11 protein-coding genes and 1 pseudogene are annotated in these 12,988 nt (G+C 60.0%); 6 read left to right on the plus strand and 6 right to left on the minus strand.

What is annotated here, in order from left to right; translation table 11 throughout:
* The 4 genes from BMY45_RS09350 to gloB all read right to left on the minus strand — a co-directional run bounded on the left by BMY45_RS09350 (position 1) and on the right by gloB (position 6,196).
* Complete coding sequence (locus tag BMY45_RS09350) at positions 1 to 1,854, minus strand: extracellular solute-binding protein (RefSeq protein WP_092396879.1); 1,854 nt, start codon at positions 1,852 to 1,854, stop codon at positions 1 to 3.
* Positions 1,851 to 3,683 carry an extracellular solute-binding protein gene (locus tag BMY45_RS09355; RefSeq protein WP_092396881.1) on the minus strand — a complete coding sequence of 611 codons (1,833 nt, stop codon included), beginning with the start codon at positions 3,681 to 3,683 and terminating at the stop codon, positions 1,851 to 1,853. Before BMY45_RS09355 ends, BMY45_RS09350 begins: the two co-directional genes overlap by 4 nt.
* Positions 3,684 to 3,898: 215 nt before the next feature.
* Positions 3,899 to 5,329 (minus strand): transglycosylase SLT domain-containing protein, encoded by a 1,431-nt coding sequence (locus tag BMY45_RS09360; protein WP_092396883.1) that lies wholly within the window; start codon positions 5,327 to 5,329, stop codon positions 3,899 to 3,901.
* Positions 5,330 to 5,428: 99 nt separating this feature from the next.
* Positions 5,429 to 6,196, minus strand: a complete 768-nt coding sequence (gloB, locus tag BMY45_RS09365; protein ID WP_092396884.1) for a hydroxyacylglutathione hydrolase — start codon at positions 6,194 to 6,196, stop codon at positions 5,429 to 5,431.
* A 65-nt stretch (positions 6,197 to 6,261) separates the two neighbouring features.
* On the opposite strand from gloB, the gene BMY45_RS09370 reads away from it, so the two are divergent.
* From BMY45_RS09370 to BMY45_RS09385, 4 genes are all read left to right on the plus strand, one after another.
* Positions 6,262 to 7,020, plus strand: a complete 759-nt coding sequence (locus tag BMY45_RS09370) for a class I SAM-dependent methyltransferase (RefSeq protein WP_047225765.1) — start codon at positions 6,262 to 6,264, stop codon at positions 7,018 to 7,020.
* 89 nt (positions 7,021 to 7,109) lie between these two features.
* On the plus strand, positions 7,110 to 7,562 hold the full coding sequence (rnhA, locus tag BMY45_RS09375) for a ribonuclease HI (protein ID WP_058544565.1): 453 nt from the start codon (positions 7,110 to 7,112) through the stop codon (positions 7,560 to 7,562).
* A gap of 231 nt (positions 7,563 to 7,793) precedes the next feature.
* Entirely contained in the window at positions 7,794 to 8,555 is a 762-nt protein-coding gene (dnaQ, locus tag BMY45_RS09380; RefSeq protein WP_092396886.1) for a DNA polymerase III subunit epsilon, read from the plus strand.
* Positions 8,556 to 8,826: 271 nt separating this feature from the next.
* On the plus strand, positions 8,827 to 9,441 hold the full coding sequence (locus BMY45_RS09385; protein WP_092396888.1) for a GNAT family N-acetyltransferase: 615 nt from the start codon (positions 8,827 to 8,829) through the stop codon (positions 9,439 to 9,441).
* Here BMY45_RS09385 and BMY45_RS09390 read toward each other — a convergent pair.
* Entirely contained in the window at positions 9,407 to 10,300 is an 894-nt protein-coding gene (locus tag BMY45_RS09390; RefSeq protein WP_092396890.1) for a LysR substrate-binding domain-containing protein, read from the minus strand. The genes BMY45_RS09385 and BMY45_RS09390 overlap by 35 nt on opposite strands.
* Positions 10,301 to 10,386: 86 nt before the next feature.
* A complete protein-coding gene (locus BMY45_RS09395; RefSeq protein WP_092396892.1) occupies positions 10,387 to 10,650 on the minus strand; it encodes a hypothetical protein in 264 nt (87 codons plus the stop codon).
* 185 nt (positions 10,651 to 10,835) lie between these two features.
* Here BMY45_RS09395 and BMY45_RS09400 point away from each other — a divergent pair, with 185 nt between their 5' ends.
* Together BMY45_RS09400 and BMY45_RS09405 are read left to right on the plus strand one after the other, a co-directional pair.
* The gene (locus BMY45_RS09400; RefSeq protein ID WP_092396894.1) at positions 10,836 to 11,393 is read left to right on the plus strand and encodes an NADPH-dependent FMN reductase; all 558 of its coding nucleotides are present in this window, start codon (positions 10,836 to 10,838) and stop codon (positions 11,391 to 11,393) included.
* Positions 11,394 to 11,607: 214 nt separating this feature from the next.
* Positions 11,608 to 12,988, plus strand: a pseudogene (locus BMY45_RS09405) (hypothetical protein); the annotation flags it as partial.

Here is a 12,988-nt window from a genome sequence, read left to right on the forward strand (position 1 = left end):
TTACTCCACACTCGCCGGGGCGACGATTTTTTGCTCGATGACCTGTTTTTCCACCTCAATGGAAGGCTTGACCTCTGGCTTGACCCACCATGTGGTGGTGCCGATGTCGTAGGTCGGGGTGATTTTTGGATGGCCGATGTGGTTCCAGTAGGCTACGCGCCAGGTCTTGATGTGCCAGTTGGGGATCACGTAGTAGCCCCATTGCAGCACCCGGTCCAGCGCCCGGGCGTGGGCCACCAGGCTCTTGCGTGAATCGGCGTTGATCAGTTGCTCCACCAGTTGGTCGACCGCCGGGTCCTTCAGGCCCATGGTGTTGCGGCTGCCGGGATTATCGGCGGCAGCCGACATCCAGAATTCCCGTTGTTCGTTACCCGGCGAGCTGGATTGCGGGAAGCTACCCACTATCAGGTCGAAATCACGTGAGCGCACGCGATTGATGTATTGGGACACGTCGACCCGGCGGATCACCAGTTCGATGCCCAGGTCGCTGAGGTTACGCTTGAATGGCAGCAGCACCCGCTCGAATTCGGTCTGGGCCAGCAGGAACTCCAGCACCACGGGTTTGCCCTGGGCATCGACCATCTTGTCGTCGACGATGTGCCAGCCGGCCTCTTGCAGCAATTGATAGGCCTTGCGCTGCTGGTCACGGATCATGCCGCTGCCGTCACATACCGAAGGTTCGAATGCCTGGGTGAACACCTGTTCGGGGATCTTGCCGCGCAGGGGTTCGAGGATCTTCAGCTCGTCTTCCCCGGGCAGGCCGGTGGCGGCCATCTCCGAGTTTTCAAAATAACTGCGGGTGCGCGCGTAGGCACCGTGGAACAGTTGTTTGTTGGTCCATTCGAAGTCCAGCAGCAGGCTCAAGGCCTTGCGCACCCGTACGTCCTGGAAGACCGGACGGCGCAGGTTATAGACAAAACCCTGCATGCCGGTGGGGTTGCCGTTGGGGATCTGCTCCTTGATCAGCCGGCCTTCGGTAACGGCCGGGATGTTGTAGGCGTTGGCCCAGTTCTTGGCAGCCATTTCCAGCCAGAAATCAAACTGCCCGGCCTTCAGTGCCTCGACCGCCACGGTGTTGTCACGGTAATAGTCGGTGGTCAGGACGTCGAAGTTGTAGAAGCCGCGATTGACCGGCAAGTCCTTACCCCAGTAATCCTTCACGCGTTCATAGCGAATCGAGCGGCCAGCCTTCACTTCGGCGACCTTATAGGGGCCGCTGCCGAGGGGAATTTCCAGGTTGCCCTTGTTGAATTCGCGCCCGGCCCACCAGTGCTTGGGCAATACCGGCAACTGGCCGAGGATCAGCGGCAATTCACGGTTATTTTTATGCTTGAACTTGAACAGTACCTTGAGCGGTTCTTCGGCGATGACTTCGGCGACGTCGTTGTAGTAACCGCGGAACATCGGGGCGCCGTCCTTGGTCAGGGTCTGGAAGCTGAACACGACGTCCTCGGCGCGCACCGGATGGCCATCGTTGAAGCGGGCTTCGGGCCGCAGGTAGAAGCGCACCCAGGCATTGTCCGGGGCCTTCTCGATTTTTTCGGCGATCAGGCCATATTCGGTGAAGGGTTCGTCCAGGCCTTGTTTGGCCAGGGTGTCGTAGATCAGGCCGATGTCATCGGCGGGGACGCCCTTGCTGATAAAAGGGTTAAGGCTGTCGAAACCACCAAACCCGCCCTGACGAAAAATCCCGCCCTTGGGGGCGTCAGGGTTCACATAATCGAAATGCTTGAAGTTGGCCGGGTACTTCGGCGGCTCGTTGTACAAGGTCAAGGCGTGCTGCGGTGCGGCACAGGCCAGTCCGGCGAACAACAGGCCGCTGGCCTGCAGGAGCAGGGCGCGTAAAGGCTTCATTGATCTTTCTCCGAAGATTTCAGCCACCATGCGCTCAAACCCAGGGTGTAGGGCGGCGTGGTGACAAAGGCAAACCGGTTACGGTAGGCCAGGCGATGATAATTGAGATACCAGTTAGGGATGCAGTAGTGCTGCCACAGCAGCACACGGTCCAGGGCTTTGCCGGCGGCGACCTGTTCGTCACGGGTGCGGGCAGAAAGGAGCTTTTCCAGCAGGTGATCGACCACCGGGTTGTTGATGCCAGCGTAGTTCTTGCTGCCCTTGACCCCCGCCTGGCTGGAATGGAAGTACTGCCATTGCTCAAGGCCCGGGCTAAGGGTTTGGCCCAGGGTCAGCAGAATCATGTCGAAGTCGAACTGGTCCAGGCGCTGCTTGTATTGGGCGCGGTCCACCGTACGCAGGCGGGCCTGGATGCCGATGCTGGCGAGGTTTTCCACGTAGGGTTGCAGGATGCGCTCCAGATTCGGGTTCACCAGCAGGATCTCGAAGCGCAGCGGCTGGCTGTCGGCGTTGAGCAGACGCTGGCCGTGAATGCTCCAACCGGCTTCCTTGAGTAACCCGAGGGCTTTGCGCAAGGTTTCCCGGGGGATCCCCCGGCCGTCGGTCCGAGGCAGGCTGAAGGGCTGGGTGAACAACTGGGGCGGCAATTGTTCCCGATACGGCTTGAGCAGAAGCCATTCGTGGCCCACCGGAAGGCCGCTGGAGGAGAACTCACTGTTGGGGTAATAACTGAGGGTGCGCTTGTAGGCACCGCTGAACAGCGTGCGGTTGGTCCACTCGAAGTCGAACATCATCCCCAGGGCTTCACGAACCTTGGCCTGGGCGAACGTGCTGCGTCGGGTGTTCATGAACAGACCCTGGGTCTGGGTCGGGATCTGGTGGGCAATCTGCGCCTTGATCACCTCGCCGCGATTGACTGCCGGGAACTGATAGCCGTTGGCCCAGTTTTTGGCCTGGTGCTCAATGTAAATGTCGAACTCCCCGGCCTTGAAGGCTTCGAAAGCCACTTCACTGTCGCGGTAAAACTCCACGTCCATCCGGTCATAGTTGTATTTGCCGCGATTGACCGGCAAGTCCTTGCCCCAGTAATTCTTGACCCGCTCAAACACCAACTGGCGACCAGGCTGTACTTTGGTAATCCGGTATGGGCCGCTGCCCAAGGGCGGTTCGAAGGTGGTGGCCTTGAAGTCGCGGTCTTTCCAGTAGTGCTGAGGCAGCACCGGTAACTCACCCAGACGCAGGATCAGCAGCGGGTTGCCCGTACGCTTGAACACAAAGCGGATTTTCAGCGGGTTGAGGATGTCGACCCGCAGCACTTCCTGAAGGTTGGTGCGGTACTGCGGATGACCTTCCTTGAGCAGCGTTCGGTAGGAGAACGCCACGTCATAGGCGGTGATCGGCACACCATCGTGAAAACGCGCTTCGGGTCTGAGGTTGAACACCACCCAACTGCGGTCTTCGCTGTATTCCACCGACCGGGCGATCAGGCCATAGCTCGACGTCGGCTCGTCGCCGGACGGCGCGTACTGACCCGTGCCAACCATCAGCGGTTCGTTCAGCTCGTTGATGCCGTATTGCAGGAAATTGGGGGTCGAAACCGGGCTGCTGCCCTTGAATGTGTAGGGATTGAGCGTATCGAAGGTGCCGAATGCCATGACCCGCAAGATTCCGCCCTTGGGCGCTTGCGGGTTGACCCAGTCGAAGTGGGTGAATCTGGCCGGGTACTTGAGCGTGCCGAACTGCGCATAACCATGGCTTTCGCTAATGGTTGCGCTGGCGGGAGAGCTCAAGGCCAGGCTGATCAGGAGCAGGAGGAGGGGACGTATCAAGTCTGAGATCCGATCCAGGCGGCTTGGGCTTTATGGCCCGTACAGTAACAGCTTGTATCGGCAGGAAAAAGGCGGGGCTTTAGGAGCGGTGTAGGAGCTGTCGAGTGCAACGAGGCTGCGAGCTTCTCCCCGGACACTTGAATCTCAAAGCGGAAGATCAAAAGATCGCAGGCTTCGCCAGCTCCTACACAGCTCCTACACAGCCCCCGGTCACGTCAGTGCGGGGAGTAAACCGTCAGCATCTGCCCGGGCTTCAGCGCCTTGCCTACCCGTGGATTCCAGCGCTTGAGGTGCTGCATTTCCACGTTGAAGCGCTTGGCGACCACGTACAGCGAGTCGCCTTGCTTGACCTTGTACTGGGTCTGTTTCTTTTTATTCTTGCTGCTGGCCGCGACCACCGTGTTGACGCGTTTGCGGGTGTCCTGCATGACCAGGGTCTGGCCGATCTTGAGTTTGTTGCCGCTCAATCTGTTCCAGCGTTGCAGGTCTTTGATCTGAACGTTGTTGGCTTTGGCGATCAGACCCAGGTTATCGCCACGCTTGACGCGGTACGTGCGCTTGGCCCCCGCCACCGTGCTTTCTTCGGCTGAGTCAAAAACCGGTTTGAGCGATCGTTTGCTGATCAGTTCTTCCGGACGCATGGTGGACAGGCTGGCGGTCAGCAACTGGGCCTTGGACGTGGGCACCAGCAGGTGCTGCGGGCCATCGATGGTGGTGCGCTGCTTGAACGCCGGGTTGAGCTGGAACAGCTCGTCTTCGTCAATGTCGGCCACCGCCGCGACCTTGGACAGGTCCATGCGCTGGTTGATCTCGACGACCTGGAAATACGGTTCGTTGGCGATCGGGTTGAGGTTGACCCCGTAGGCCTCCGGGGCAAGCACCACCTGGGACAACGCCAGCAACTTCGGCACATAGGCCTGGGTTTCGCTGGGCAGCGGCAGGTTCCAGTAATCGGTGGGCAGGCCAAGTTTTTCGTTGCGCTCGATGGCGCGGCTGACCGTTCCCTCGCCTGCGTTGTAGGCAGCCAGCGCCAACAGCCAGTCGCCGTTGAACATGTCGTGCAGGCGCGTCAGGTAATCCATCGCGGCCGTGGTAGAGGCCGTGATGTCGCGACGCCCGTCATAGAAGCGGGTCTGGCGCAGGTTGAAGTAGCGCCCCGTGGACGGGATGAACTGCCACAGGCCCACCGCATGGGCCCGGGAATAAGCCATGGGGTTGTAGGCGCTTTCGATCACTGGCAGCAGCGCCAGCTCCAGGGGCATGTTGCGTTCTTCAAGGCGTTCGACGATGTAATGAATGTACAGGCTGCCGCGTTCGCCGGCGTTTTCCAGAAAGGATGGATTGCTGGCGAACCACAGGCGTTGCTGTTCGATACGCGGGTTGACGCCGGCGGTTTCCTGCAGCTGGAAGCCCTGGCGCATACGCTCCCAGACGTCCTGAGGTACTTGAGGGACAGGTTTTTCGGTGAGCCAGATGGGTTTCTGTTTGGCGCGAGCGGCGATGTTCGGCGTGTGCGCCACATCGGTCTGCGGCACCTGGCTCGTGCTCTGGCAGCCCGCCAGGGTAGCGGACACAGCCACTGCGACAGCTTGAGCCAAGCGGGTCAATGTGTCTGACTGGACGGACTTACGTATAGATGACGACATTGGCTGGAAGTAAGTTCCGGGCAAAAATGTCGGCCGATTCTAGGAAGCGCACCCCAACAGGTCAACCTTTCAGAATTTTTGTATCAAACGCCAGCGGCCTTAGAACTTATCTTTCCATGCCCTCAAGGCCGCAAAAACCTCACTTGGCGTCTCGTTACGCTGGCCATTCCGTTCGTCTGCTTTTTGTTTAACGGATGTTTCAGCGGTCCGCAGGAACGGATTGGTGAGCTTTTCAAGTGCCAGGGTCGAGGGCAGGGTCATGACGCCCGCGTTGCGTTGCTGGCTGACTTTTTCCAGGCGCGCGGCTATGTCCGGGTTGCCGGGCTCTACCGCCGCGGCGAATCTAAGATTGCTGAGGGTGTATTCATGGGTGCAGTAGACCAGCGTATCCTCAGGCAGAGAGGCCAGGCGGCTGAGGGACTGATGCATTTGTGCCGGCGTGCCTTCAAAGAGCCGGCCGCAGCCGGCGGCGAACAAGGTGTCGCCACAGAACAACAGGCCATGATGGTAATACGCGATATGCCCCAGGGTGTGGCCGGGTACGGCGTAGACATCGAAGTCCCAGCCGAGGACGCTGAGCTGGTCGTTGTCTTGCAGCGCCACGTCCCGCGCCGGGATGTTTTCGCTGGCCGGGCCGTAGACGGTGGCGTGTGTCGCGTTTTTCAGTGCCTGGACGCCGCCGACATGATCGTGATGATGGTGGGTGATCAGGATGTCGCTCAGGACCCAGCCTGGATGGGCGTCGAGCCATTCCTGCACCGGCGTGGCGTCGCCGGGGTCGACGACGGCGCAGCGTTGAGTGGCGTGGTCCTGTAACAACCAGATGTAGTTATCGGTGAACGCGGGCAGGGCACTGATCTGTATCATCGCGGAATTCGCCAAGCAGAAAACAAAGGCGCATCTTAGAACTTCCTGACGCGTTGGAGAATGCAATGACTGATGAAGCGTTCGCTCAGGCTGATCCCGACTGGCTTGCGTTGATCAGCGCCGCTCGTGAGTGGCTGTCCGGCCCTGTCGGGCAATTTTTGCTGGAAGAGGAGCGGCGCATGCTCGAAGACGAGCTGGGCCGGTTCTTTGGTGGCTATCTGGTGCACTACGGGCCTTCGGCGCAGACACCGCCGTCGGCGCCGCAGGTCCAGCGCAATGTCCGCCTGGGGGCACCCTTGCCCGGCGTGGAGATCGTTTGCGAAGAGCAGGCCTGGCCGTTGAGCGAGCATGCCGCCGACGTGGTGGTGATGCAGCACGGGCTGGATTTCTGTCTCTCCCCGCACGGGTTGCTGCGCGAAGCCGCCAGCAGCGTGCGCCCTGGCGGGCATCTGCTGATCATTGGCATCAATCCCTGGAGCAGTTGGGGGTTGCGTCACGTGTTCGCACACGATGCTTTGCGTCAGGCTCGCTGCATCTCGGCGTCAAGGGTCGGTGACTGGCTCAACCTGCTGGGCTTCGCGCTGGAGAAACGCCGCTTCGGATGCTATCGTCCGCCGCTTGCGTCGCCCAAGTGGCAGGCCCGTCTGGCCGGCTGGGAGCGCAAGGCCGGTGAGTGGCAACTGTCCGGCGGCGGCTTCTATTTATTGGTGGCGCGCAAGATTGCGGTCGGGCTGCGCCCGGTTCGTCAGGCGCGACGCGAGCCGATGGGCAAGCTGATTCCCTTGCCGATGGCCAAGGTCAATCGTCGCCACATCGAGCCTTAACCCTTTTCTGATGGTCTGGCGGCATTTCGGTTGCGGGCATTGTCGTTCCCGTCCGGCAGGCCTTTGCATTTTTTTCTGGATGGATTGGCATGAGCGATAGCGTAGAACTCTTCACTGACGGCGCCTGCAAGGGCAATCCCGGCCCGGGTGGTTGGGGGGCGCTGCTGGTATGCAAGGGTGTCGAGAAGGAACTCTGGGGCGGTGAAACCAATACCACCAACAACCGCATGGAGCTGATGGGCGCTATTCGGGGTTTGGAAGAGCTTAAGCGGCCCTGCGACGTATTGCTGGTGACCGACTCGCAGTATGTGATGAAAGGCATCAATGAGTGGATGGCCAACTGGAAGAAGCGTGGCTGGAAAACCGCTGCGAAAGAGCCGGTGAAGAACGCCGATCTGTGGAAGCTGCTCGACGAGCAGGTCAACCGCCACAACGTCACCTGGAAGTGGGTGCGCGGCCATATCGGCCATCACGGTAACGAACGGGCCGACCAGTTGGCCAACCGTGGGGTGGATGAGGTGCGGGGGTACAAGCAAGCCTGATGCAACCCTGTTCAGTTGGGCATGCACACTTTGTGGCGAGGGGATTTATCCCCGCTGGGCTGCGAAGCAGCCCTAAAGCCAGACACCACGGTGTGTCAGGAAGTTTGCACGGGGTCGCTTCGCGCCCCAGCGGGGATAAATCCCCTCGCCACAAAGCTGCGGCCAGCAACTCCCTCGGAGCGTGTTAACATCCGCGCTTTTGCAAGCATGCCCGTTGAGAGCTGAACACTGATGGCCAACAGATCTGTTGTACTGGATACCGAAACCACCGGCATGCCGGTGACCGATGGTCACCGGATTATCGAAATCGGCTGTGTCGAGCTGATTGGCCGGCGCCTGACCGGTCGCCATTTCCACGTTTACCTGCAACCGGACCGCGAAAGTGATGAAGGCGCCATCGGCGTCCACGGCATCACCAACGAGTTTCTGGTGGGCAAGCCGCGCTTCGCTGAAGTGGCCGATGAATTCTTCGAGTTCATCCAGGGTGCGCAACTGATCATCCATAACGCGGCGTTCGACGTTGGTTTCATCAACAACGAATTTGCCCTGATGGGCCAGCACGACCGGGCCGACATCACCCGGCACTGCACCATCCTCGATACCCTGATGATGGCGCGGGAGCGGCACCCGGGGCAGCGCAACAGCCTCGATGCCTTGTGCAAGCGCTACGGGGTCGACAACTCTGGTCGTGAACTGCACGGCGCTTTGCTCGACTCCGAGATCCTGGCCGACGTCTACCTGACCATGACGGGCGGGCAGACCAGCCTGTCCCTGGCCGGCAACGCCTCCGATGGCAATGGCACGGGTGAAGGTTCGGGTAACCAAGCCTCGGAAATTCGTCGTTTGCCCACTGACCGCACGCCAGGCCGGATCCTTCGCGCCAGCGAAAACGACCTGGCTGAACATGCCGCACGTCTGGAAGCCATCGCCAAGTCTGCTGGCGCTCCGGCATTGTGGACGCAATTGGTCGAATCCCAGGCCGCAGCGAATTGATCTTGCGCCACGACCGCGCCCTGTGGGAGCGAGCCTGCTCGCGATGCAGGCAGCTCGGTCTGTCGGCTGTATCGTGGAGATTCCATCGCGAGCAGGCTCGCTCCCACAAGGGGCCCTCATCATTCATTTCTCGCCACAATCGCCAGTACCTTCTAACCTGAGGTAACGGGCAGGCTACGGATACCCGCTTGATGTATGAAGCTTCGAGAGGCAAGGGCAATGGATGGCAGAGCGCCGTTGGTTGTCTCAAGGAATGAGGACTTTTCCCAGTATGCAGCCGGTCATGAATCCCAAGCACCCCGGCCTGTCGGTGCGTGTCGTCGATGACGGCTTTGCCGCCTATATCTGGGGCAGCGACTTCAGTTTCGAGGTCAGTGCCTATGGAGCGGCGCAGGTGGGGCGGCCAGTGAGCCAATGGCCAGTGACGCCCATCGCCCCTTATCGCAAATGCTATGGCATCGATCCTGAGGAATTCAGCAGCTTCCGCGATGCGCCGGACAGCGAGATCTTCATGGCTTATCTCGATGACCAACCGGTAGGGCATCTGGTGGTGAGCACCAACTGGAACGGTTTTGCCCACATCGATGAGCTTGCCGTGCATGCCCCGGCCCGTCGCCACGGTGTGGCCAGGGCTTTGCTAGACGTCGCTCATTTTTGGAGTCGCAAGAAAAAACTGCCGGGAATCATGCTCGAAACCCAGAACAACAACCTGGGCGCTTGCCGGCTCTATGAGCGGTGCGGTTACGTGCTGGGCGGGATCGATCATCTGCGCTATCGCGGCATTGACCGGCATACCGCCGAGGTGGCGTTGTTCTGGTACCGGTTGTTCGACGATCCGCTGGGCATGGCGATCAGTGGCCCAACAGCGCCTCGGCTTGTTCCGTAATCAGTTCCAGCAGCGACTGGAGGGTGGAAGAGGCCGCCGTGCCGTTCAGGCTCAGCGCATACAGGCAGATGGGAATGGCGGGCGATACCGGGCATACGTCCAGCCCGCCGTCCTTGGCACCTGAAGCGGTGAAGGGGTCAACGATGGCAAGCCCTTCACCAGCCTCGACCATGGCGCGCATCATCTGATGGGTCTGTACGCGGATCTGGATGACCGGCGCGGGGCGTAGCGCCGCCAGCTTATGGTCGAACGCAGGGCTCAGCGGGTCGTGGCCATCCAGGCCCACCAAAGATTGGCCCGCCAGATCCTGAACCGAAATGTATTTTTGCCGCGGTTGCAGCCAGCCGTGGGGCGCCAGCAATTGCAGTTTGCCTTGGGCGATCATCTGGCACTGGATGTCGGAGTGTTCGGGGTCGTGCAGGCTGAGGCCCAAGTCACTGTCGCGCAGCAGAAGGCTCTGAACAATGTCTCGGGTCGGTTGGCTGAGCAGGGTGCAAGGGGCGTCCGGATGGCGTCGACGCAGGGCAGCGATACTCCGGGGCAGTAACTGCTGGGCCAGCGGCGGGGTGCAAATGACGCGCAGGGGCGGCGTCTGATAGTGTTTCAGGCTACTGGCCAGGCGTTGTACCGGTTCGAGGGTGTCGTACACTCGCGTGATGCCGTCGCGTAACTCGAGGGCTTCGCGAGTCGCCTGCAATCGCCCACGCACGCTGGCAAACAGCATGAAACCCAACTGTAGCTCGGCATCGCGTAGCGTCGCTTCTACCTCTGCCACCGGTAATTGCAGCCATTCAGCCGCCGTGCCGAGGTGGCCGGTCTGCAACAGCGCCTGGATCACTTCGATGTGGCGTAAACGCATGCAAGCAGTCCATGTTGGGCGGGAGAGCCATTGAGTGGCTGAATCCTAACCCAAGTCCGGGCATGACTTCTGCTCATAACAACAGGTTATGAAGCAATTAGCGTTTCAGCAGGCGTTTGAGCGGGCGGTAGCGTTTCCGGTTCGCGGGTTAATTCAATCTGGGACTGCACCAGCATGAATTTGCCGTCTTCGAGTTTGTTGACGCGATCTCCAATCGCCAGCTTGAAAGTGGTGACAGGCTCCTTGCCGTTACCGTCGGGCGACGGGGTCGATTCCTGGAATTCATGCACTGAATAGACGCGACCTTCGGCGTCCCGTGCATGAAAATGTCCGACAAGTACTGCTGCCATTGCTTAGAACCTCTGGAAATAAATCACTCGATTTGCGGTTCTGTAGACCTTGGTCAAGCGCGGTAAGTTTTCCTACATGAAAAAAATAGTCCAGTCGGAAGGTTTTCGGTTCTCCGCTGGTCCAATTGTCCGCCCGATCATCTATAAATAGGGGCTCCCTTGAACCCATAGTCGAGAAGTGTCCAATGAGTAATGTCTACACCGTGGCCGTTTTAGTGGGGAGCCTGCGCAAGGCTTCGATCAATCGCAAGCTGGCCCTGGCCCTGGCGGATCTGGCGCCGAGCAACCTGAAGCTGGAAATCATCGAGATAGGCGACCTGCCGCTCTACAACGAGGATATCGATGTCACACCCCCACCAGCCTACAGCACTTTCCGCCAGCAGGTTGGCGCGGCCGACGCATTGCTGTTTGTCACCCCGGAATACAACCGCTCGGTGCCGGCCCCGATGAAAAATGCCATCGACGTTGGCTCGCGGCCTTACGGCAAGAGCTGCCTGAGCGGCAAGCCCGGCGCGGTGATCAGTGCCTCGCCAGGGGCCATGGGTGGTTTTGGCGCCAACCATCATTTGCGCCAGTCCCTGGTGTTCCTTGATGTGCCGTGCATGCAGCAGCCGGAGGCTTATCTGGCCGGGGCGGGGAGCGCGTTCGACGAGCAGGGCGAGTTGTCGGAGTCGGTGCGGCCGTTCCTGCAGAAATTCATCGAGGCCTATGGCAAGTGGGTCGAGCAACACAAAAAGGCCTGATGTAATCCTGCGCGTCAGGCGCAGGGATGAAGTGTTCATCTGAAAGCGGGGACACACTCACGGCTGTTCGTGTGTCCCCCGCACGGCCCCGCTTGATATCCCTCCAACCTGTCAACACTGACAGTAGACGCCACACCTCATCCGCCCGTTAATAACCCGACGGTTGTAGGCCACGCCCCCTCTGCGGCGAAATACCCGACGCAAGAGTGTTTCCATGAAAAAGTCATCCAGCTCTGCCGAAGCAGGCAGCGACAGCTCATTACGCCTTGATCCTCTGTATATCCCTAACATAGCCCCCGCGTTCGAAGACTACGCCGGCGGCATCGGGGTTGCGCTGGTCGAGGATGGTTTGAAGTGCTACGTCGACCTCTGGTTTCCCAATGGAGACGGGGACGCGATCGCCTTCTACTGGAACAATACCCAAACCCCGGTCTGGTCCGACACCATCGATGCCAATCCCCCCGATCGGCTGCGGATTCACCTCAACAAGGGTTTTATCCTGGAGGGCGATGCCGAGCCGGTGTTCTACAGTGTGACCCGCCCGGGGCAGATCCCCGTGGACTCGCCACCGCAGAAATTTCTGGTCAAGCTGCTCCGCCCTGGCGGCTACGACGATGACCCGACAACCCCCGGGCACTCGGGGCTGCGCTACACGATTGCCCAGGAGATTATCGACAACGGTGTCGGCCCCATCGAAGCGGATGCCGGGGTGGATGTCACCATTCTTCATTACGAAAACATGCGCCAGAATGACCGTATTTACCTGGCCTGGGGGAAGGCGACGGTGGAGCACACCGTCCTGCCGGGCGAGGTGGATACGGATATCACGATCCATGTCGACAAGGCGAAAATTGTCGAGGGCGATGACGGCGAGGTCATCGTTGCTTATCAGGTAGTGGATGTCTGTAATAACTACCCCGACGAGCGCGCGCCCTGGTCTGCCCCCACCACGGTGGTGGTCGATCTGGGCGGCAATCGCCTCGATGCCCCCCAAGTGCTGGTCAACGGTATCCCGACCCGGGTAATCGACCTCGAACAACTGGCGGAAGCCGACGTCATTTGCCGGGTCTACGTCAATTCAACCGACCATGCGGTGGGGGATACCCTACGCCTGACCTGGGTTGGCACGCCTGCACAGGGCAAGTCCCAGGTCATCGTCGGGCCGCTGGACAAGACCGTCGAATACGTGCCATTCCAGTATGATTTTTCGATTCCCAATGCAGACGTGGTGGCGATCGCCAAGGGGCGGGCGTCGGTGTCCTACGATCGGATCAGAACCGGCGAAACGGATCGTTCATCAAACAATGCTTCCGTGACGGTCGTCGGCGACATCATACAGCCGGCCAGACCGAACATCGTCGAGGCAAGCGGCAGTGCCCTGGATCCGGACCTGAATTTCTACACCGTCTCGATACCCTATTATTCAGGCCGCCAGCCCGGCGACCACCTCTACATCGTGTTTGAAGGCCTTGATGCCAGTAACACCCCAACCGGTTTCGACGATAACGCCTACGTCGGCTCTGAGGCGGATGGCGATCCGGTCCTGCGTAATGTGAACAAGGCTGAAATCAAGAAACTCGATGGCGGCTCGCTCA

This window comes from Pseudomonas sp. NFACC39-1 (genome assembly GCF_900110355.1).
GTDB classification, from domain to species: domain Bacteria; phylum Pseudomonadota; class Gammaproteobacteria; order Pseudomonadales; family Pseudomonadaceae; genus Aquipseudomonas; species Aquipseudomonas tehranensis.